The sequence below is a fragment of the Paraburkholderia fungorum genome, assembly GCF_046027215.1.
In the GTDB taxonomy this organism is placed as follows: Bacteria; Pseudomonadota; Gammaproteobacteria; order Burkholderiales; family Burkholderiaceae; genus Paraburkholderia; species Paraburkholderia fungorum_D.
On sequence record NZ_JAQQEN010000001.1, the window covers coordinates 2,062,449 to 2,084,429 of the forward strand.

Annotated in this window: 16 protein-coding genes and 1 pseudogene; 13 read left to right on the forward strand and 4 right to left on the reverse strand. The window is 63.4% G+C overall.

Annotated features, from left to right (window positions below; all coding sequences use genetic code 11):
* The first annotated feature begins 88 nt into the window (after positions 1–88).
* Together glcC and PQR27_RS09140 are read left to right on the forward strand one after the other, a co-directional pair.
* The gene (gene glcC, locus PQR27_RS09135; protein WP_408523335.1) at positions 89–856 is read left to right on the forward strand and encodes a transcriptional regulator GlcC; all 768 of its coding nucleotides are present in this window, start codon (positions 89–91) and stop codon (positions 854–856) included.
* A gap of 66 nt (positions 857–922) precedes the next feature.
* Entirely contained in the window at positions 923–1,804 is an 882-nt protein-coding gene (locus PQR27_RS09140; protein WP_408523336.1) for an MOSC domain-containing protein, read from the forward strand.
* Between the two features lie 46 nt (positions 1,805–1,850).
* Here PQR27_RS09140 and PQR27_RS09145 read toward each other — a convergent pair whose 3' ends face one another.
* Positions 1,851–2,231, reverse strand: a complete 381-nt coding sequence (locus PQR27_RS09145) for a response regulator (RefSeq protein ID WP_408523337.1) — start codon at positions 2,229–2,231, stop codon at positions 1,851–1,853.
* A gap of 112 nt (positions 2,232–2,343) precedes the next feature.
* Between PQR27_RS09145 and PQR27_RS09150 the strand changes: the two genes are divergently transcribed.
* Entirely contained in the window at positions 2,344–3,552 is a 1,209-nt protein-coding gene (locus PQR27_RS09150) for a GAF domain-containing sensor histidine kinase (RefSeq protein ID WP_408523338.1), read from the forward strand.
* 38 nt (positions 3,553–3,590) lie between these two features.
* On the opposite strand, the pseudogene PQR27_RS09155 reads toward PQR27_RS09150, so the two are convergent.
* Positions 3,591–3,860, reverse strand: a pseudogene (locus PQR27_RS09155) (uroporphyrinogen-III C-methyltransferase); the annotation flags it as partial.
* Between the two features lie 675 nt (positions 3,861–4,535).
* Here PQR27_RS09155 and nirB point away from each other — a divergent pair.
* The 4 genes from nirB to PQR27_RS09175 all read left to right on the forward strand — a co-directional run bounded on the left by nirB (position 4,536) and on the right by PQR27_RS09175 (position 13,265).
* Positions 4,536–7,076, forward strand: coding sequence for a nitrite reductase large subunit NirB (gene nirB, locus PQR27_RS09160; RefSeq protein WP_408523339.1), 2,541 nt, complete (start codon positions 4,536–4,538; stop codon positions 7,074–7,076).
* A 31-nt stretch (positions 7,077–7,107) separates the two neighbouring features.
* Entirely contained in the window at positions 7,108–7,461 is a 354-nt protein-coding gene (nirD, locus tag PQR27_RS09165; RefSeq protein WP_408523340.1) for a nitrite reductase small subunit NirD, read from the forward strand.
* 43 nt (positions 7,462–7,504) lie between these two features.
* Positions 7,505–11,692 carry a bifunctional nitrate reductase/sulfite reductase flavoprotein subunit alpha gene (locus tag PQR27_RS09170; RefSeq protein ID WP_408523341.1) on the forward strand — a complete coding sequence of 1,396 codons (4,188 nt, stop codon included), beginning with the start codon at positions 7,505–7,507 and terminating at the stop codon, positions 11,690–11,692.
* A 205-nt stretch (positions 11,693–11,897) separates the two neighbouring features.
* Positions 11,898–13,265 carry an MFS transporter gene (locus tag PQR27_RS09175; protein ID WP_408523342.1) on the forward strand — a complete coding sequence of 456 codons (1,368 nt, stop codon included), beginning with the start codon at positions 11,898–11,900 and terminating at the stop codon, positions 13,263–13,265.
* A gap of 21 nt (positions 13,266–13,286) precedes the next feature.
* Here the strand turns inward: PQR27_RS09175 and PQR27_RS09180 are convergent, their stop codons facing one another.
* A complete protein-coding gene (locus PQR27_RS09180; RefSeq protein WP_408523343.1) occupies positions 13,287–14,216 on the reverse strand; it encodes a LysR family transcriptional regulator in 930 nt (309 codons plus the stop codon).
* 136 nt (positions 14,217–14,352) lie between these two features.
* On the opposite strand from PQR27_RS09180, the gene PQR27_RS09185 reads away from it, so the two are divergent.
* The 3 genes from PQR27_RS09185 to PQR27_RS09195 all read left to right on the forward strand — a co-directional run bounded on the left by PQR27_RS09185 (position 14,353) and on the right by PQR27_RS09195 (position 16,292).
* Complete coding sequence (locus PQR27_RS09185) at positions 14,353–15,369, forward strand: zinc-dependent alcohol dehydrogenase family protein (protein WP_408523344.1); 1,017 nt, start codon at positions 14,353–14,355, stop codon at positions 15,367–15,369.
* Between the two features lie 112 nt (positions 15,370–15,481).
* Entirely contained in the window at positions 15,482–15,943 is a 462-nt protein-coding gene (locus PQR27_RS09190; protein WP_408523345.1) for an SRPBCC family protein, read from the forward strand.
* Positions 15,927–16,292, forward strand: a complete 366-nt coding sequence (locus PQR27_RS09195; RefSeq protein ID WP_408523346.1) for an ArsR/SmtB family transcription factor — start codon at positions 15,927–15,929, stop codon at positions 16,290–16,292. Before PQR27_RS09190 ends, PQR27_RS09195 begins: the two co-directional genes overlap by 17 nt.
* A gap of 132 nt (positions 16,293–16,424) precedes the next feature.
* Here PQR27_RS09195 and PQR27_RS09200 read toward each other — a convergent pair whose 3' ends face one another.
* Complete coding sequence (locus tag PQR27_RS09200) at positions 16,425–17,582, reverse strand: porin (RefSeq protein WP_408523347.1); 1,158 nt, start codon at positions 17,580–17,582, stop codon at positions 16,425–16,427.
* Positions 17,583–17,846: 264 nt separating this feature from the next.
* On the opposite strand from PQR27_RS09200, the gene aldA reads away from it, so the two are divergent.
* The 3 genes from aldA (at position 17,847) to PQR27_RS09215 (ending at position 21,965) form a co-directional block, all read left to right on the forward strand.
* The gene (aldA, locus tag PQR27_RS09205; RefSeq protein ID WP_408523348.1) at positions 17,847–19,271 is read left to right on the forward strand and encodes an aldehyde dehydrogenase; all 1,425 of its coding nucleotides are present in this window, start codon (positions 17,847–17,849) and stop codon (positions 19,269–19,271) included.
* Positions 19,272–19,424: 153 nt separating this feature from the next.
* Positions 19,425–20,747, forward strand: coding sequence for an MFS transporter (locus PQR27_RS09210; protein WP_408523349.1), 1,323 nt, complete (start codon positions 19,425–19,427; stop codon positions 20,745–20,747).
* Positions 20,748–21,965: a mandelate racemase/muconate lactonizing enzyme family protein gene (locus tag PQR27_RS09215; RefSeq protein ID WP_408523350.1), complete on the forward strand. Its 1,218-nt coding sequence runs from the start codon at positions 20,748–20,750 to the stop codon at positions 21,963–21,965. It begins immediately after the preceding gene.
* Positions 21,966–21,981 lie beyond the last annotated feature (16 nt).

Below are 21,981 nucleotides of genomic sequence, written 5' to 3' on the forward strand. Positions count from 1 at the left end.
CTGAAACGCCGTCATGTAAGCCTTGTACAAGGTATAGTCATTCACCGCGTGATAGCATTTTAAAGTGGTCATACCAGTTGGAATAGCAATGCAGATAGCGGATCAGGACAGCGGCAGACAGGTCGCGGACGTAGTCGCCGAGCGGATCGAGCGGCTGATCGTCGACGGCGTGCTGAAAACGGGGCAGGCGTTGCCGTCCGAGCGGCGACTCACCGACAAGCTCGGCGTGTCGCGCACGGCGCTGCGCGAGGGGCTCAAGCTGCTGAGGGCACGCGGCATCATCGAGACCTCGCACGGCAGGGGCTCGTTCGTCGCGAGCCTCACCGCGCAGCCCGCGCTCACGCCGTTGATGCATCTGCTCGGCTCGCAGCCGCGCACGCTTTACGATCTGTTCGAGGTGCGGGCGCTGCTCGAAGCGGAATCGGCGCGGCTCGCGGCGCTGCGTGGCACGCCCGCCGATTTCGTGCTGATCACGCGCCGCTACGAAGAGATGGTCGCGGCGCACGGCAAGGAGACGAGTGCGTCCACCCACGCACGGCTCGATCACGCGTTCCATCTCGCGATCTGCGAGGCGTCGCATAACCCGGTGCTGGTGCACACCTTGAGCTCGCTCACCGATCTGCTGCTGAGTTCGGTGTTCGCCTCGGTGAACAATCTGTATCACCGCGAGCCACAGAAACGGGTGATCGATCGTCAGCATGCGCGGCTCTACAACGCTGTCACCGGCAAGTTGCCGGAACAGGCGCGCAAGGCGGCGGCCGAGCACATTGCAAGCGTGTGCGCGAATCTGCGGGAAATCGAACAGGAAGAGCAGCGCCTCGTGCGCGCCACGCTGCGGCTCGAAGGCTGGGAGTGATGGGCGCGCGTCGCATCGACCTCGTACAATCGAGCCTACGACAAAAAATATCGCGGTTTACCCATCATGCCTTCCATCAGCGAACTCTTTGTTTATCCGATCAAATCGTGCGCCGGCATTGCGCTGAATGCGGCACGCCTCTTCGCCACCGGCCTCGAATACGACCGCTGCTGGATGGTCACCGATCCGGGCGGTGCAATGCTCACGCAACGCGCGTATCCGCGCATGGCGCTGATCAAGGTCGAACTGGGCGAGCGCGATCTGGTGATTCGCGCGCCGGGCATGAGCGAGCTGCGCACGCCGCTCGACCCGGCTGAACTGGTCGAACTGAGCGCGCCGCAGCGCGTGCAAACCATGGTCTGGCGTGACGCGGCGTATGGGCTCGATACCGGCGAAGCATGCGCAATGTGGTTTTCCGCATTTCTCGGCGTGCCGGCGCGGCTGTTGCGTTTCGATCCGGAGCGCGAACGGATCGTCGATCCGGATTACACGGGCAGCATCGGCGCCACCACGCATTTCGCCGACGGCTTCCCGCTGCTCGTGATCGGCCAGGCCTCGCTCGACGATCTGAACGTGCGGTTGAACCACAAGGGCGCGCCGTCGATTCCGATCGACCGGTTTCGTCCGAACGTCGTGTTGACGGGTCTTGACGCGTACGAAGAAGACTATCTGGAGAGCCTGAGCGTGGAGAGCGGGGAAGAGCCGGGCGTGCAGCTGCAACTGGTCAAGCTGTGCACGCGCTGTCCCATGCCGACCATCGACCAGGCGAAAGGCGCACCCAATCCCGACTGGCCGAACGAGCCCACCGACACGATGAGCGTGTACCGGGCGAATGCGCAGCGCGGCGGCGCGCTGACCTTCGGCAACAATGCGATTGTTGCGCGCGGAGACGGGGCATGGCTGCGCGTCGGCCAGGCGGTCGAAGCGGAATTGGGCTTCGCCGACTAGATCGATCCGGCAGCGGATGCGGGCGGCGAGCAGGCAGTGCCGTCGGCTACGGCGAATCGCGCGCGGTCAACGCTGCAAGAATCACCGGCATCGATACCGGTTTGACGAAATGATGGTCGAACCCGCAGCGCAGCGATTCGATTTTTTCCTCGGCGCGTGTGAGGCCTGTGACCGCGATCAGCATTGGCGCGGGCGTGTAGGCTACGGAACGGATGCGCTTCGCGAGGGCGCGGCCATCGAGGTGGGGCATTTCAATGTCGAGCAGCGCCGCCACCGGGTGCCATGCGCAGTAGTGCGCAAACGCGTCGACGCCGTTGCCGGCGGTGCGGATTTCAAAACCGTTCGCGCTGAAATAGAGCACGTAGGCCGCCAGCAGATTCGGATCGTCATCCGCGATCAGCAGACGTGCGGTGGCGTAAGTGGACATCCGGATTCCCCAGGTTGCATACCCTTGTAGTGAGCAATTTGAAGTCCCGATAGAATCAGGGTGAAATTTCGTTTTTCGGCCGCTAAGCCAACGTATCGGGCACCACTTTCTTATGAATAATTTACCGGTCGGGGATGACGAGAGCGCACAGATTGCGCGGGATATTGCCGCGGTTAGCCGGATCGGCGCCGTGCCCACGATCCTGCGGATGATCTGCCGGAACACCGGAATGGGCTTTGCCGCCGTCGCGCGTGTCACGGACCGCAGCTGGACGGCATGCGCGGTGCGGGACGAGGTCAACTTCGGTCTGGTGCCCGGCGGCCAGCTCGATCTCCACACCACGCTGTGTTTCGAGTCGCGTGCCGCGCGTGCGTCGATCGTCATCGACAACTTCGGCGAAGACCCGGTTTATCGCGGACATCACACTGCGCGGATCTACAACCTCGGCAGTTATGTTTCCGTACCGATCGTTTTGCCCGACGGCAGTTACTTCGGTAATCTTTGCGCGATCGACCCGAAGCCGGCAGCGCTGTCGGATGCGCGCACGGTGGGCATGTTCGAGGTGTTCGCCGACCTGATCGCGATCCAGCTCGTCACCGAGGGCCGCCAGCAGGAGGCGGAAGCGGCGTTGTCGCGCGAACGGGAGATTTCCAGTCTGCGCGAACAGTTCATCGCCGTGCTTGGGCACGATCTACGCAATCCGCTTTCGGCCGTCAGCGCGACGGCGGAACTGCTGACGCTGCGCAAGAGCGAGCCCGATATCGTCAAGATTGGCCAGCGGCTGAAAAGCACCACGTTGCGCATGGCTCGTCTGATCGACGACGTGATGGATTTCGCGCGCGGCCGGCTCGGCTCGGGAATCGGCGTGTCGATCGACGACGTCGACGATCTTGCAGCGGCGCTGCGGGCAGTGGTGGCTGAATTGCGCGAGGCCAATCCGGAGCGCATGGTGGTCGACGATCTCGCTATCCCGGTCCGGGTGCGCTGCGATCGCACGCGGGCGCAGCAGTTGCTCTCCAACCTGCTGGGCAACGCCCTGACGCATGGCGCCGCGGGGTTTCCCGTGACGGTGCAAGGGCGCGTGGAAAACGACGAGGTGGTGCTGACCGTCTCGAACGGCGGCAACGCCATTGCGCCGGACGCCTTGAGCCGCGTGTTCGAGCCATACTGGCGGCCGCCCACCAGCAAGCCGGGCGGCGGGCTCGGGCTAGGTCTCTATATCTGCAAGCAGATCGTCGCCGGGCACGGCGGCACGCTGGACGTGAGTTCGTCCGAGGAAGACGGGACGTGCTTCGTCGCGCGGTGGCCGGTCGGCATGTGAGCGCGGTTGTGCTGCATGGCATTCATGACGCAGCAGGATCAGGCAGCCTGGGCGACCGCTGTGCCGGTGTCCTGATCTTCATCTCGCGCGTGCCACTGTGCTCCGCATTCGGCGCTCTCGCCGATCGCGCTGCCCACCAGAATCACCGCCGGACTGCCGAAATCCGCATTCGTGGCATCGGCGGCGAGTCGATCGAGGCGCGTCACCAGACGCCGCTCGTTCGCGCCGCCTGCCCACTGCACCACAGCCGCCGGCGTATCCGCGGGCAGGCTCGCCAGCAACGCAGCGTGAGCAGGTCGAGATCGCCTGGGCCGGCGCTCAGTAAGGTGACCTTGCCTGTGATTGGGTTCATCGCGGTGTCCTTGGCTTTCTTGTGGGGCGACTTTCGGGGCGACGCTCGTCGTATCGTCGGTACCCAATAAAAACGGCGTCCGCTCGTGAGAGTCACGAGGGGACGCCGTTGTCCGGGTAATGCATTGTCTTTGCGTTGTCTTTTGCTTTGTCTTTGAGGAGCAGCAGCACGCGCGAGCGCACCTGCATGGCTCGAAGCCGGCTACGTTGCCGGCTCCCCGAAACCGTTACGCAAGTCCCGCGCCAATGCCGTCGCGCACGTCGCCGGCCCTTATCGCATCTCGACTCGCCGCGAAAATCCGCACCTGTTTCGACCTTGCGCTTCGCACGCGCACAGTGCTGCGTCGCACCACGAACGTGCCTGCCTGCATCAAAACGTCTCGCGTGCCGCACGGGCGAGGGCTGGTCGTTATCCTTGAAAAACCCCGTCACAGCGCCATCCGGTGGACTTTTTCGCACGATGGCACGGCCTTTGCGTTAAGCCTTGCCATCGGATCAACGTGGATCCGTTGCGAGTGCAACAAACAAAGCGCGCGCTGCAGGACAGATCAGGACAACGGCGTCCCCTGGATTCAGTCATCGACTGTGTTCACGGGACGCCGTTTTTATTTCAGCAAGAGGAAACCGCGGTCATGAAAATCATCGTTATCGGTCACGGGATGGTCGGCCACAAACTCGTCGAGTGCCTGGCACAGGACGCCGCGCATGGCCTCGATATCACCGTGCTGTGCGAAGAATCGCGGCCGGCCTACGACCGCGTGCACCTGTCCGAGTTCTTCGCGGGCAGGACGGCGGACGATCTCTCATTGGTCGCGCCGGGTTTCTTCGAGCGTCAGAACGTGCGGCTCCTGCTGAACGCGAAGGCGGTGGCCGTAGACCGCGACGCACGCACCGTAACGGTATCGACCGGCGAAACGCTGCCGTACGACAAGCTGGTATTCGCCACTGGCTCATTTCCGTTCGTGCCGCCCGTGCAGGGCCGCGAGCGCGCCGACTGCTTCGTCTACCGCACCATCGACGACCTCGAAGCCATGCAGGAGTGCGGTGCCCGCTCGAAGACCGGCACCGTGGTCGGCGGCGGTCTGCTTGGTCTCGAATGCGCGAAGGCGTTGCGCGACATGGGCCTCGAAACGCACGTGGTCGAATTCGCGCCGCGCCTGATGGCGGTGCAGGTCGACGACGGCGGCGGCCGCGCGCTGCGCACCAGGATCGAAGAGCTCGGCGTGACCGTGCATACGCAGAAGAGCACCACGGCGATCGTCGATGGCGAGGATGGCACGCATCGCATGCAGTTCGCCGACGGCAGTCATCTCGACACCGACATGATCGTGTTCTCGGCCGGCATTCGTCCGCGCGACGACCTGGCTCGTGAGTGCGGCCTGACGCTCGGCGCACGCGGCGGCATCGTGATCGATAACGCGTGCCGCACCAGCGATGAGCATATCTATGCGATTGGCGAGTGCGCGCTGTGGAACGGTCAACTGTTCGGCCTCGTGGCGCCGGGTTACGAGATGGCGCGTGCGGTGGCGAAGCAACTGCTCGGCGAGCCGGCGGAATTCGCGGGCGCCGACATGAGCACCAAGCTCAAGCTGATGGGCGTGGACGTCGCGAGCATCGGCGACGCGCACGGCAATACGCCCGGCAGCCGCGCCTATCAGTTCAGCGACGAGCGCAAGCAGGTCTACAAGAAACTCGTGGTGTCCGAGTGCGGCAAGTATCTGCTGGGCGGCGTGATGGTGGGCGACGCAAGCGAATACGGCACGTTGCTGCAGATGATGCTCAACCAGATCGAGTTGCCCGCAGCGCCCGAGTTCCTGATTCTGCCGCAGTCCGACGGCCAGGCGAAGCCCGCGCTCGGCGTCGAGGCCTTGCCGGCCGGCGCGCAGATCTGCTCGTGCAACAACGTCTCGAAAGGCGAGTTGTGCGCCGCCGTGTGCGCGGGCGCGACCGACATCGGCACCCTCAAAAGCGCGACTGGCGCCGGGACCTCGTGCGGCGGCTGCGTGCCGCTCGTCACGCAGGTGATGAAAGCGGAGATGAAGAAGCAGGGCCTCGCCGTCAACAACCATGTGTGCGAGCACTTCCCGTATTCACGGCAGGAGCTGTATCACATCGTGCGAGTGGAGGGGGTACGCAGCTTTGGCGCGTTGATCGCGAAACATGGCCACGGGCTGGGTTGCGATATCTGCAAGCCGGTAGTGGCCAGCATTCTCGCTTCGTGCTGGAACGAGTTCGTGCTGAAGAAGGAACATGCATCGCTGCAGGACACTAACGATTACTACCTCGCCAATATCCAGCGCGACGGCACCTATTCGGTGGTGCCGCGCATGGCGGGCGGCGAAGTGACGCCCGACGGTTTGATCGCGGTTGGCCTGGTGGCGAAGAAATACGGGCTCTACACGAAGATCACCGGGGGTCAGCGGGTCGATCTGTTCGGCGCGCGCGTCGAGCAATTGCCGTTGATCTGGGAAGAGCTGATCGCGGCCGGTTTCGAGTCGGGCCATGCGTACGGCAAGTCGCTGCGCACGGTGAAGTCGTGCGTCGGCTCGACGTGGTGCCGTTATGGCGTGGGCGATTCGGTGGGCCTCGCGGTTGAGCTCGAGAACCGTTACAAGGGCCTGCGCACGCCGCACAAGATCAAGTTCGGCGTGTCCGGCTGCACCCGCGAATGCGCGGAAGCACAAGGCAAGGACGTCGGCATCATCGCCACCGAAAAGGGCTGGAATCTCTACGTGTGCGGCAACGGCGGGATGAAGCCGCGCCATGCCGAACTGCTTGCGTCCGACCTCGATAAAGAAACCCTCGTGCGCTACATCGACCGCTTCCTGATGTTCTACGTGCGCACCGCCGACCGCCTGCAACGCACCAGCGTGTGGCGCGACAACCTGGAAGGCGGCCTCGCTTATCTGATCGACGTGGTCATCAACGACAGGCTCGACGTAGCCGCCGAACTCGAAGCCGAAATGCAACTCGTGGTCGACACCTACGAGTGCGAGTGGAAGAAGGCCGTGACCGATCCCGACACGCGCAAGCGCTTCCGTCACTTCGTCAACAGCGGCGAGGCCGACAGCACCGTGCGCTTTGTCGAAGAACGCGGCCAGATCCGGCCCGCGACGCCGGCCGAGCGTCAGTTGAAGCTCGTCGCGATTCCCGTGGTCGCCGAGACCGTCTGATTTTTTATCCCATTCACTGAGGAGTTCGATCATGAACAACGACCGCCTGCCGCCCGCCTGGATGCCGATTTGCCCGCTCGACGACATTGTTCCCAACACGGGTGTCTGTGCGCTCGTCAACGGCGAACAGGTGGCCGTCTTTCATGTGGACAGCGGCGAGCCGAACGGCGCCGTCTACGCGATCGAAAACTTCGATCCGGGCTCGCACGCGGCGGTGCTCTCGCGCGGGCTGATCGGCAGCCTCGGCGAGCGCGTCGTGGTCGCCTCGCCGATCTACAAGCACCACTTCGATCTGCGCACGGGCGAATGCCTGGAAACGCCGGCGTATTCCGTCAGCGCGTTTGCCACGCGCGTGGAAAACGGTCAGGTGTGGGTGGCGGTCTGAGCCGCTGATTCTTCTATCACTCCCTCGTACGATCCCGGCCGCCATGTCCTCCACTAGCGTAAAAACCGTGTGTCCCTACTGCGGCGTCGGCTGCGGCATGGTGCTGCACGTCGAGGACGGCCAGGTCGTCAAGATTGCCGGCGACAAGGAACATCCGGCCAACTTCGGCCGGCTCTGCACGAAGGGCCAGTCGGCGCATGTGGCTTTGCGCAAGTCGGGCCGTCTGGAGGGCGCGTTCGTGCGCCACGCTCGCAACGAGGATCCGGCGCCGCTGCCGATGGCGCAGGCGATCAGCAGCACGGCGGCGCGCCTGCGAGGTCTGCTCGACACACACGGACCGGACGCGCTGTCGTTCTATGTGTCGGGGCAGATGTCGATCGAGGCGCAGTACCTCGTCAACAAGCTCGCCAAGGGGTTCATCGGCACCAACAACATCGAATCGAATTCGCGGCTGTGCATGGCGAGCGCGGGCAGTGGCTACAAGCTCTCGCTCGGCGCGGACGGCCCACCGGGATCGTACGAAGACATCGACCACGCCGATCTGTTCTTCGTGATCGGCGCGAATATGGCCGACTGTCACCCGATTCTGTTCCTGCGCATGATGGATCGCGTGAAGGCGGGAGCGAAGCTGATCGTGGTCGATCCGCGCCGCAATGCGACGGCGGAGAAGGCCGATCTGTTCCTGTCGATCAAACCCGGCACCGATCTCGCGTTGCTCAACGGGCTGCTGCATCTGCTGCATCAGAACGGCCATACGGATGCGGAATTTATCGCCGCCTTCACGGAAGGCTGGGACGACATGCCCGCGTTTCTCGCCGACTACACGCCGGAGAAAGTCGCGCAAATCACGGGCCTCGCGGTCGACGATATCCGGCAAGCCGCGCACTTGATCGGCGCGGCGCCCGAGTGGATCAGCTGCTGGACCATGGGCCTGAATCAGAGCACGCACGGCACGTGGCACACCAACGCGCTCTGCAATCTGCATCTGGCAACCGGCAAGATCTGTCGCCGCGGCAGCGGGCCGTTCTCATTGACGGGTCAGCCCAACGCGATGGGCGGCCGCGAAATGGGATACATGGGCCCGGGATTGCCTGGGCAGCGTTCGGTGCTGGTCGAAGCAGACCGCGCGTTTATCGAAGACTTGTGGGGCATCCCTGAAGGCACGCTGCGCACCGAGGTCGGCAACGGCACGATCGACATGTTCACGCGCATGGCGGCGGGTGAGATCAAGGCATGCTGGATCATCTGCACCAATCCGGTGGCGAGTGTCGCGAATCGCCAGAATGCGATCGCCGGTTTAGGGGCCGCGGAACTCGTGATTTCGCAGGACGCCTTCCTCGACACCGAGACCAACCGCTACGCCGACGTGCTGTTGCCCGGCGCGCTATGGGCCGAAGCCGAAGGCGTGATGATCAACTCCGAGCGCAACCTCACGCTGATGCAAAAAGGCATCGAGCCGCCGGGCGCCGCGCTGCCGGACTGGCAGATCATCGCGCGCGTCGCCTGTGAAATGGGTTTCGCCGACGCGTTCAGCTACGCGAGCGCCGCAGAGGTGTTCGCGGAAATCACCCGCACCTCGAATCCGAAGACGGGCTACGACCTGCGTGGCGCGAGCCATCGGCGGCTGAGGGACACGCCGTTGCAATGGCCGCTTGCTTCTGATGACGCGGCGGATCGCAATCCGGTTCGCTACCTCAACGACGGCGTCAGCCAGACGCTGACGGAACGGGCCGACGGCAGTCGTCCGCGCCTGGTGTTTCCGACCGCAAGCGGCAAGGCGATGTTCTTTGCGCGTGCTTATGCGGCTCCGGCTGAGCTGCCCGACCGTGAATTTCCGATCGTGTTGAACACGGGTCGCCTGCAGCATCAGTGGCACACGATGACCAAGACCGGCAAGGTCGCGATGCTCAACAAGCTGAACCCGGGCCCGTTCGTCGAGATCCATCCCGAAGATGCCGCCACGCTCGGCATCAAGCCGAAAGACCCCGTGGAGATTCGTTCGCGCCGCGGCCGCGCGGTATTGCCCGCGGTGGTCACCGAGCGCGTGCAGGCAGGCAACTGCTTTGCGCCGATGCACTGGAACGACGTATTCGGCGACGACCTGTGCATCAACGCCGTCACCAGCGATGCGATCGATCCGGTCTCCCAGCAGCCCGAACTGAAGTTCTGCGCGGTGGCGTTGAGTCCGGTCGCGCTCGACGTAGTCGCTCCGATTCTGAATGCGGATGACGAGACGCTTGCCGATACGCCTGCCGTTGCAGCAAGCGCTGCGCTGGCGCGTGCCGAGGATCTGGATATGCCCCGTATCACCGCACTCACCAGTCTGCTGCAGCTTGCGCAGACTTCCACGCCATCTTTCACCGATACCGAGCGCGTCTATCTGTCCGGCTTCGTTGGCGGCCTACGCTCGGCGGAAGCCCAGGGAATCGATAGCGTGCCGGTTCTGCCGCCCAATGCGCCGCTCGCTTCGACGAACCGCCTTTATGTGGATGGTTTGCTGGCCGGGCTCTACAGCCGTGGCGCAAGGCATGCCGACACACCAGCGAGCTCGCTCGCGGCGCCGCAGCCCGACGCCGCGCAGGCGTCCGGCGTGCGTATCGTGCGTGCGCGGCCCAAGGTCACGCTGCTGTGGGCCTCGCAAACCGGCAACACCGAATCGCTCACCGAGCATTACGCCACGCGTCTGATGGAGTCGGGCTTCGACATCCGCACGACCTGTATGGCGGATTATCAGTTTACGGCGCTCGCCAAAGCGCAATACGTGCTGCTCATGACCAGCACGTTCGGCGATGGCGATCCGCCCGACAACGCGCAAAGTTTCTGGACCCATCTCGCGAGCGAAACGGCGCCGCGTCTCGAAGGCGTGCGCTATGCCGTGCTTGCACTGGGCGATCGCAACTACGACCAGTTCTGCGGCCACGGCCGCCGGCTCGACGAGCGTCTTGCCGCGCAAGGCGCATTGCGGCTGCTCGAGCGCACGGATTGCGACAGCGAATATCAGCAGAGCGCCGACGCGTGGCTCGAACGGATCATCGTGCGCATCAAGGAAGAAGACGCGGCGCTGCATGCGGTGCCGCCAGACGGCATGATCAACGCCGTGGTGCCGGGCACGGTGCCCACCAAAACGCGTCCCGCCGCATCGCGGCTGGTGAAGAACCTGCAATTGAACAAGCACGGCGCGGCCAAAGATACGCGCTATTTCTCGCTGAATACGGGCGACTCGGGCCTCGAATACGAAGCCGGCGACGCGCTCGGCGTGTGGCCGAGCAATTGCCCCGAACTGGTCGACGAATTGATCAGCCTGAGCGGGCTGAAGGCGGATGCGCCGGTGAACGTTTCCGGCGCGGGCGAAATGCGTCTCGCCGATGCGCTCGGCAAGCACTACGAGATCGCACGTCCGAATCCGGACGCGCTTGCTTTCATCGCCGCGCGCAGCCGCAACGGCGCGCTGCGCGATCTGCTCACGCCGGAGCGCAAGGCGGATCTGAAGCAATGGTTGTGGGGGCAACAACTCGCCGACGTGCTGCACGAATTTCCAGTGGAGCTGAGCGCAGCCGAATTGACAGGCGTGCTCAAGCGCCTGCAACCGCGTCTGTATTCGATTGCATCGAGCCCGAAGGCACATCCGGGCGAAGTGCATCTGACGGTTTCCGCAGTTCGCTACAGCAATGGCCGCCGCCTTCGCAAAGGCGTGTCGTCGACGTTTCTCGCCGACCGCGCCGGCGATGTGAACGTGCCGGTATTCGTGCAGAAGTCCGCACATTTTCGGCCTCCTCATCGTTCCGATACGCCGATCATCATGGTCGGCCCGGGCACCGGCGTTGCACCGTTTCGCGGCTTTCTGCACGAACGTCGTGCGCGTGGCGACAAGGGACGCAACTGGCTCTTCTTCGGCGAACAACATGCTGACAGCGATTTTTACTATCGCGACGAACTGGAAGCGCTGCGTGAGAGCGGCGTACTGACCCGGCTCGATGTCGCTTTCTCGCGCGACCAGGTCGAGAAGATTTATGTGCAGGACCGCATGCGTCAGCAAGGCGCGCAATTGTGGCGGTGGCTCGAAGACGGTGCGCATTTCTACGTATGCGGTGACGCGAGCCGGATGGCGAGAGACGTCGACGCGGCGCTCAAGGAAGTGGTCGCACAGCATGGCGGCATGAGCGAGGAAAAAGCCGGTGAATATGTCAGCCGGCTGACGCAGGAAAAGCGCTACGTACGCGATGTTTATTGAATGATTATTGAGCGTCGGCGCGAGCGCGACAACGCGGCTTCAGGATTCTAAAAAAGCAGACAGAAAGCGTGTCAGGAGACGGGTCCGGGATGGCATGGAGGTTGCATGTACAGACCGGTTTTCATCATCGTGACCATTCCGGTGCGTGGTGCGTCAGCGCCGTGCGTCAGGTAAGCGAACAATCAGTATATTTGAGGATATCTAAATGAAAAACGTGATGAGCTCCCTGAAAAGTGGAGACTGGCGCGCGCTGGTGGCGTGCTTCCTCTATTTCGACACCGGCTTCACCGTCTGGGTGTTGTATGGGCCGCTCGCGCCGTTCATCAGCAGGAGCATTTCGATGACGCCTGCGCAGCAAGGCTTGCTGGTTGCCGTGCCGGTGCTCTCGGCCGCGATTCTGCGCGTGACGCTTGGCAACCTCTATCAATCGGCGCATGGCAAACGGATTGCGTTGATGGGCGTGCTGCTGTCGGCGGTGCCGACCATCGTCCTGCCGCTCCTGCCGTTCGTCCCGTCATACACCTTGTTGCTGGTGCTCGGCGTGTTCCTCGGCGTGGGTGGGGCGAGCTTCGCGGTGGCGCTGCCGATGGCCGGCAGCAACTATCCGCCGAAGGTGCAGGGCCTGGTGTTGGGTCTGGCCGCGGCTGGCAATATCGGCGCGGTGCTCGACGGCTTTCTGTTCCCGCAACTGGCGACGCACTACGGCTGGCAGATGGCGGCCGGTGGCGCGCTGCCGCTGCTCGCCATTGCAGCCATCACGCTGTACTTCTGGGCCAACGATTCGGGCGTGAAATCGGGTAGCGTGCTGCGCGCGTTCGGCAGCTTCGCGATCACGCTGGCCGGTCTGGTCGTGCTGGTGCTATTTGTCGAAGCAGGCCTGTTCGGCGCAGGCAAAACCGGCGTGCTGCTGTTGCCGGTGATCGGCGCGCTGATGGCGATCGCGGTGCTGCCCAAGCGCTATCGCGCGGTGCTGGCCGAGCGCGATACGTGGGTCATCATGCTGGTGTACAGCATCACGTTCGGCGGCTTTGTGGGCATGTCCTCCTATGTGACGCTGCTGCTCACTAACCTGTATCAACTCTCGAAGATCGATGCGGGTCTGTTCATGGCGCTCCTTGCCGCGACCGGCGCAATGGTGCGGCCGCTCGGCGGGCTGATTGCCGATAAGGTGTCCGGTGTTCGCGCGCTGACCTTCCTTCTCGCCGCCATTTCGCTGGGCGACTTCGTGTTTGCCGCGGCGATGCCGACGCTCGCCGGTGGGATTACCTTGCTGCTGTTGCTGTATGTGGCCTTTGGTCTGGGCAATGGCGCGACGTTCCAGCTGGTGCCGCATCGCTGGGCGGGCCGCACCGGGTTGATGTCGGGCATCGTGGGGGCCGCGGGCGGGATCGGCGGCTTCTATCTGCCGGTCGTCATGGGTATGGCGAAAGAGAGCACCGGCAGTTATCAGATGGGCTTTGCGACCTTCGGCGCGCTGGCGGCTTGCGCGTTCCTCTCGATCGTCGCGCTGCGTCGTCCGTGGATGGCGTGGTCGATGCAGACCGGCGTGATGCACGCGCACGCAACCGAGTAAGCCAGCCGGGCGCCGCCCTCTTCAGTTCGCCTCGGTGGCGCCGTCCACGGCGAGAATCGCGGGCATTCTCGCTGCGAGTTCGTCGATCGCGACCCGCATTCTGGATGGCAGATGCCGGGTCTGCTGCCATGCCAGATGAAGCTCGATACACGGCCCGGGCAACTCGGGCAGGACCTTCACCAGCGTGCCGTTTTCCAGCGCGTCAGCGAGCAACCAGCACGGCAGACGAGCGATGCCCGCGCCGGCTATCGTGGCCGCGAGAATGGTCTCGAGGTCGTCCAGTCGCAGCCGGTGCGGCACCACCACACCGTGCCACACGCCGTTCTCATCGGGCAGCGGCCACGCCGCCTCCTGCCGGCCAGTCGCGTAGAAAATGCCTTGGTGCCCGGCGAGTTCGGCGACCGTGCGCGGCGTGCCGTGCTTCGCCAGATAGGCGGGCGCCGCGCACAGCGTCATGGTCTGTTCGCCGAGCTTGCGCGCGACGAGTCCCGCCGGCGCGCCATGCAGGTGTCCGCTGCGCACCACCAGATCGATCCCTTCTTCGACCAGATCGGTCACCCGGTCGGTGAAACTGATCTGCAATTCAAGCTGCGGATAGCGCTGCGCGAGTTCAAGCAGGATGGGCGCGACACAGCGGCGCCCGAACAATACCGGCACGCTGACGTGCAAACGGCCCTGCGGATCGCGGCGCCCCGCGTGCAGGGTCGCTTCGCCGGCTTCCAGTTCAGCCAGGGCGCGCACGCAGCGTTCGTAGAACGCATGACCGTCTTCGGTGAGGCTCTGGCTGCGCGTGGTGCGGTGAAACAGCCGCGTGCCGAGTTGGTCTTCGAGACGGGCAATGGTTTTGCCGACCGCCGAGCGCGATAGATGCATCCGCTCGGCGGCGAGCGCGAAACTGCCGGCTTCCGCGGCATTGACGAAGGCGGCGATGCCGCTCAGGCGATCTCTCATCGAGGCCCTCCATGTGAGCCCGATGCGGGCTTATTGGTGCCAAAAACTCTACAAAATGGCGAATATTATCCGCCACTGTAGCGCTTTGAGAGGCCGTAGACTTTTTGTCATCGATAACTAGCAGGCGGGAGCCGACATGCGAACGATGAGTAAATGGGTGTTACGGGATCACGGCGTGCAGCATCTGAAGCTGGAAGAGACGGCTGTGCCGGCGCCGGGCATCGGCGAAATCGTGGTGCGCGTCGCGGCTGTTTCGTTGAACTACCGCGACCTGGGTTTCATTGCCGGCGGCGAGTCGGGCGCACAAGCCTCACTGCCGGTCACGCCGGGTTCGGATCTGGCGGGCATCGTGGTCGCCGCCGGTGCGGGCGTGACGCGTTTTAGCGAAGGCGACGAGGTGCTCGGTACCTTCTGGGCCGGCTGGATCGACGGCGAATGTCCACCCGAGGCCGGCGTACTCGGTGGATCGCTGCCCGGCGTGCTGGCGCAGTACGTCGTGCTGAACGAGGCGTGGGCCGTGCGCGCGCCGCGCACGCTGAGCCTGGCCGAAGCCAGCACACTGCCATGCGCGGGGCTTACGGCGTGGTTCGCGCTGGTCGAGAAGGGCGCCGTGCATGCGGGACAGACAGTCGTGATGCAGGGCACAGGAGGCGTCGCCCTGTTCGGTCTGCAGCTCGCGCGCGCGCATGGCGCGCAGGTCATCGTCACATCAAGCGGCGCGGCCAAACTGCGGCGCGTGAGCGAACTCGGCGCGACGCATGGCATCGATCGGTCTGCCACGCCCGACTGGGACCGCGTGGCGCGTGAGATGACTGGCGGACGCGGCGTCGATCACGTGTTCGAACTGGCGGGTGGCGACAACCTCGGCGCCTCGTTGCGCGCGCTGCGGCAGGGCGGGCGCATCTCGCTGATCGGCACACTCGACGGCTACAGCATGTCGTTGCCGAGCATTCCGTCGTTCATCGGCCGGCCGACCATCCAGGGCATCGGTGTCGGACACCGGCGCGCGGTCGAAGACCTGGTGCGCGCAGTCGACGCACTCGGGCTCAAGCCCGTTGTCGATACGGTCTATCCATTCGATGAACTGCCCGCCGCGCTGGCTCATGTCGAGCGTGGCGCGTTCGGTAAAGTGGTAGTCAAGGTTGGTGGCTGAGGCTCGACGGCTTTCTGGGTACAGGGCGGTTCAAAAATTCACGCCGGAATAATGCAGCCAAATGCTTGCATGTTTGCCTTCGGCTGCCTAATATGCAGTCGGGAGGCTGCATATGAACTCATCCACTGATCGCATCGAAAAACAGATTCTGTTGAAGGCGCCGCGCTCGCGGGTCTGGCGCGCATTGTCCAATGCCGAGGAATTCGGCAACTGGTTCGGCGTGAATTTTCGCGGCAAGCAGTTCGTTGCCGGCGAGTCCGTGCAAGGCCACATCACCTATCCGGGTTACGAGCATCTGGTCATGGACGTGGTGGTCGAGCGGATCGAGCCGGAGCATCATCTGTCGTGGCGCTGGCATCCGGCCGCGGTCGATATCACGGTCGACTATTCGCCGGAGCCGACCACCCTGGTCGTGTTCGAACTCACCGAAGTCGACTCGGGCACCTTGCTGCGCGTGGTCGAATCCGGCTTCGATCAGATTCCCGCCGCTCGCCGGGAAGAGGCGTTCCGCATGAATAGCGGCGGCTGGGAGCAACAACTGGTCAACATCGAGAAGCATGTCGCCAAGGAGTAAGCCTGCATCCGGCGCCGGGCGTCTGAAGACGGCGGTGCTGCAAAGCTCCGCGCGGATTTTCGCGGCGCTCGGCGACGAGACGCGTCTGCGTCTGATCGCCGTGTTGTGCGCGGGCAGTGCGATGTCGATCGCGCAACTCACCGCTGGAACGGCGATGACGCGGCAGTCCGTCACGCAGCATTTGCAGGTGCTGGCGAATGCGGGCCTCGTGCGCGACGTGAAGGTCGGGCGTGAACGCTTATGGGCGTTCACGCCGGCGCACCTTGAAGAAGCGCGCCGCGCGCTCGAAGCGATCTCGCAGCAGTGGGATCGGGCGTTGCTGCGGCTGAAGGCGGCCGTGGAGGAGTGATGCGGGTTGGGCGTGGCACGACATCGTTCAGAAAATCCCGCCGTATACGGAACGTGAACATCGGAGAAAATTGAACAGTCGCAGCGGGTGCGACCTTCCAGGGCCGCCCACGCCAACGCCGATTCCCCTGCCTTAGAACTTGTGGCGCAACGCAACCCGCACGGCCACCTGATTGCCCGTCGACGACGGCGCCTGCACACCCGGAATGAACGCGTTGTCGAGAATCGAATTGGTCGAGTCGCCGGCGACCTTCTGATATTCGCCCTGCACGTAGATGTCGGTGCGATTCGACAGGTTGTAGTCGGCCATCAGGCCGAACGAGTGAATCTTCGGCTTCACGTTGCCCGTCGACGCATCGTAGTTCTCCATCGTATAGACATACTGCGCGCCGACGAAGAATGCCGGTGTGAACTGGTATTTGCCGTTCACTTCGAAGTTCTGATACTTCAGCGTATTCAGCGTGACGCCCGCCGCCGCCAGCGGAATGCCGATATAGCCGTTGCCAGTCGGGTTCTTATAGTTCGAGTTGGTGTAGGCGAAGCCAGCGGTGGCCGAGCCGAACGTGTAGTTGATGCCGCCGCCGAACACCCGCATGCGCCCGGCGATAAAGCTGGCGTCGTTCGCGGTGATTGCGCCGGTCGACCCCACGCCCGGGTTGTCGGCCTGCATGTAGGCGGCCGCGACCAGCAGGCCGCCGTTCGCGTACTGGCCGCCGAAGCTGTAGGCGCGATTGTTGGCGAAGTTCGTGTCGTTGCTGAAGCTGTACACGCCGCCGAACTGGAAGCCCGCGAACTCCGGGCTCGCGTACTTCACGCTGTTGCCGAGGCGAAACGAGTTGTCGGTGTTGTCGTTATCGTACGGGTGGGCAAACAGGTAGCCGGCCCAGTTGCCGTTGGCCGTGGTCTGCGCGAGGTAATCGACCACCGAATCGTACTGGCGGCCGAGCGTGACCGTGCCGAACCGGCTGTCGCTCAAGCCCACATAGGCCTGCCGGCCGAACATGCGGCCGCCCTGGGCAAGCCGTCCCGAGCTCACATCGAAGCCGTTTTCCAGCTGGAACACCGCCTTCATGCCGCCGCCCAGATCCTCTGACCCTTTCAGGCCCCAGCGGCTGCCTTGCGCATAGCCGCTCGCCATTTCCCAGACCGCGCCGCGCCCGGCGTTATTGGTGTAGTCGATGCCCTCGTCGAGCACGCCGTACAGCGTGACGCTGCTTTGAGCGAAGGCGGCCGACGCGGCCAGTGACGCGAGCGCGGTGAAAGCGGCGGTGGCGATGACATTTCTTTTCATTCACAGCTCCAGACGTTGGTAACGAGCGGCCTGCGGCTTCCGAAGACCACTGCTTTTTGGCAAAGCCCGGATTCTGCTATTCGAGATCGGAATCGCGTATGAGGCACATCCCTGGATAAACGTGACTTTTTCGAATGTTTGTCCCGCGGATTATTCGCTTGTGGCGCGGTCTATCGAGGAGAAAAATTCCGTTCATGCACCATCGGCATGAAATCCATAGCCGGGGGCAATGCGCTTCTGCACCACGCTTTTCTGGAGACGACCATGCGACTCGAGCGGAATTTTGCCAACGGCCGGTTCATTGAACCCGCGAGCGACGAACTGATTGCCGTCTATAACCCGGCCACCGAGGCCGTAATTGGCCACGTCACGGGGGCGAGCGAATCTGAAGCGATCGCCGCGGTCGATGCCGCCGCGGTCGCGCAAAAGGGCTGGCGCAAGCTGCCCTCCGCCGAGCGCGCAGCGTACCTGCACAAGCTCGCTGACGCCCTGACCGAATGCGCACCCGCCATTGGCGCGGCGCTGGCGTTGGAATCGGGCAAGAGCGTCGCTGACGCCACCAACGAAGCCATCTACGCGGGCCAGATCACCCGCTATCACGCCGAATGGGCACGTCGTATCGAAGGCGAAGTGATTCCGAGCGACACCCCCGACGAAAATCTCGTGCTGCATCGCGAGCCGATCGGCGTGGTGGCTTGCCTGATTCCGTTCAACTACCCGGTCTATACGTTCATGCGCAAGGTGGCGCCCGCGCTGATCGCTGGCAACACTGTGGTGGTGCGCCCGAGCAACAACACGCCCACATCCGCGTTCGAAATCGCGCGAGCGGTCGAAAAAGCGGGGCTGCCGGCCGGCGTCGTGAACATTCTGGCGATGAACCACGCCACCGCCGAAGCCCTCTGCACGCATCCCAAGGTCGGCATGATCACGCTGACGGGCAGCGTCGGCGCGGGTCGCAAGGTACTCGAATACTGCAAGGCGAATATCGCGAAGCCGTCGCTGGAACTCGGCGGCAAGACGCCGGCGATCATCGAGGCGGATGCCGATCTGGAGAAGGCGGCACGCGATCTGGTTGCCTCCAGGACCACGCATTGCGGCCAGCTTTGCACGGCAATCGAGCGGGTCTACGTGCAGGAAAGCGTGCATGACCGTTTCGTTGCGCTGCTGAAGAAACACATGAGCGCCGTGGAATTCGGCGATCGCAGCGAGCAGCCGGCATTGATGGGTCCGCTGGTGAACGAAGCATCGCGTCAATCGATTCACGCAATGGTCGAACGTGCGGTTGCCGAGGGCGCCACGCTCGAAACCGGCGGCAAGCTGCCGCAAGGCCAGGGCTTCTTCTATCCGCCCACGTTGCTGACGAACTGCTCGCAGCACATGGAGATCATCCAGGAAGAAACCTTCGGCCCGATCATGCCGGTCGTCAAATACAGCACGCTGGACGAAGCGCTGGAGATGGCCAATGACCACCAGTTCGGTTTGTCGTCGGTGCTCTATACCGAGAGCTATCGCGGCGCGATGAAGATCGCCAACGGCATCGAGGCGGGCGAGCTCTATGTGAACCGCACGCCGGCCGATCCGTATCAGGGTTTCCACGCCGGCTGGAAGCGCTCGGGCCTCGGCGGCGACGACGGCAAGCACGGCATGCTCGAATTCACGCAAACCCGTCTCGTGGTGATGAAGTACTGAAGCTGAACGGCACGTGCCGCGCGTGTTCGTTGCAACGGTACGTGCCTTCCTTGAAACCCGCAGAAACGCAGCCCACACGCTGCCCGATAACAAAACCATATTGGAGACGCGGCTGACCGGTGCACCGGTGCCGTGTCTCCCAGGAGCACTCAAGTGTCATCTCAACCCGTTCAAACCAACGCTTCGCTCGTTTCAGGCGATGCCGAAGCCGCGCTGCAAAACAGCAAGACGCAACGCTACATCCAGCTCATGCTGCTGGTGGTGGCAGCCGGCGCGATTTACCCGATTCTGTATCTTCGGCAGGTCTACCAGCCGACCATGCTCGAAGTGTTCCACATCACCGATAGCCAGCTCGGCTATCTGTATTCGTCGCTGGGCACGATCTTTCTGTTGAGTTATCTGCCGAGCGGTTGGCTCGCCGACCGGATCGCACCGCGTCTGTTGATCTGCTTTTCGCTGATCGCCACCGGCGTGCTCGGTCTGTGGTATTCGACCGCGCCGTCGTTCCAGGTGCTGATGCTGATTTTCGGTGGCTGGGGTTTGTCGACCGGCTTGACGTTCTGGGCCGCCGTCATCAAGCGCGTGACGATGATCGCCGGCTCGCACGAACAGGGCCGCTTCTTCGGCTTGCTCGATGGCGGACGCGGCCTGATCGAGGCGATGCTCGCGACGATCGCGATCACGCTGTTCGCGTGGTTCACGCAGACCAAAGGCGAGCCGGTGGCGGCCGGTTTCAAGCTTGTGGTCTACATGTACGCATGTCTGTGCATTGCGCTCGGCGTCGTGCTCGCGCTGGTTAAAGACCCGCAAGGCAGTGAAGACGCAGCCGCCAATCGCGCCGCGAAGAAACGCAGCAACGTACTGGTCGATCTGAAAACGCTCGCGGCGATTCCCGAGTTGTGGCTGGTCGCGGCGATCGTGTTCTGCGGTTATCAGGTGTTCTGGGCCACTTACAGTTTTTCCGCGTATCTGCATGAAGGCGAAATCGGCTTGACGGTGGTGATGGCCGGCACGATCACGACGCTCAAGCTGTGGATGCGGCCGATCGGCGGCATTGGTGGCGGCTTTCTCGGCGACCGTTATTCGAAGGTCTCGGTGCTGGTGATCGCGCTCTTTCTCGCCGCGCTGTCGCTGCTCGGCCTGATGGCGGCGCCGCGTATTTCCAGCCACGTGCTGCTGGTGTTCCTCGTGCTGTTCATCGGGATTCTGACCTACGCGATTCGCGGTCTGTACTGGTCGCTGCTGGATCGCTGCAACATCCCGGTTCAAACGATGGGACTCGCCATCGGCCTGATTTCCGTGCTCGGTTATTCGCCGGACGTGTTTCTGCCGCTCATCAACGGTTATCTGACGCAGAATTTCCCGGGTGTCTTCGGTTACCAGCTTTACTTCGGCTATGTGGCCGGAATGGCGGCGCTCGGCGGCTTCGCCGGCCTCGCGCTGAGAAACATGCTTAATGGAAAAGAGGTTGCGTAAATGAAAGTCGTCTCGCTCGAAACGCATATCGTCGCCGTACCGCCGCCGCATGTAGGCGGCATGTACTGGATTTTCGTCAAGCTGAAGACCGACTGCGGTATCGAGGGCGTCGGCGAAATCTATTCGGCCACGTTCCATCCGAAGGCGATGACCCACATCATCGACGACGTATTCGGCCGCTATCTGCTCGATAAGGACCCGCATCATATCGAGCGGTTCTGGCGCGAAGCGTATTCGAGCGGTTTCACGCAACGCCCCGATCTGACGATGATGGGCGTGGTCAGCGGTCTGGAAATGGCTTGCTGGGACATCATCGGCAAAGCGGCAAACAAGCCCGTGTATGAACTGCTGGGCGGCATGGTGAATCAGCGTCTGCGCTCCTACACCTACCTGTATCCGAAGAACAGCCGCGGTGAATACGATTACGACGATCCCGATCTCGCCGCCGAGTGTGCCGCGGAAAACGTGAAGCGCGGCTTCACGGCAGTGAAGTTCGATCCCGCGGGGCCGTATACGGCTTATTCGGGTCATCAACTGTCGATGGAAGTGCTCGACCGTTGCGAGACCTTCTGCCGCAAGGTACGCGAAGCGGTGGGCAACAAGGCCGATCTGCTGTTCGGCACGCATGGCCAGATGGTGCCGTCCTCGGCGATCCGGCTTGCCAAACGCCTCGAAAAATACGATCCCTTGTGGTTTGAAGAGCCGGTGCCGCCGGGCCAGGAAGGCGCAATGGCGCAGGTCGCGCAGCACACCAGCATCCCGATTGCCGCCGGTGAGCGCCTGACTACCAAATATGAGTTCTTCAAGCTGCTCGAAGCGGGTGCCGCGTCGATCCTGCAACTGAATGTGGCGCGCGTGGGCGGCCTGCTCGAAGCGAAGAAAGTCGCGACGCTTGCCGAGGTGTATTACGCGCAGATCGCGCCGCATTTGTACAACGGCCCGATCGGCGCGGCTGCCAGTATCCAGCTCGCCACGTGCACGCCGAACTTCCTGATTCAGGAAAGCATCGGCACATGGGACGGTTTCCATGCAGCCGTGTTGAAGAAGCCGATTCAATGGGAAGACGGCTACATCATTCCGTCGCGGGAGCCCGGCCTGGGTGTCGAGTTGAACATGGAAGTCGTCAGGCAGCACACGCCGTACACCGGCGAGCGCCTGCATCTGCAAATGGCAGCGCTCCCCGCCGACGTGAAAGATCTCGCGCCGGCCAAGGGTTGAACCGGGTGAGCCCGGG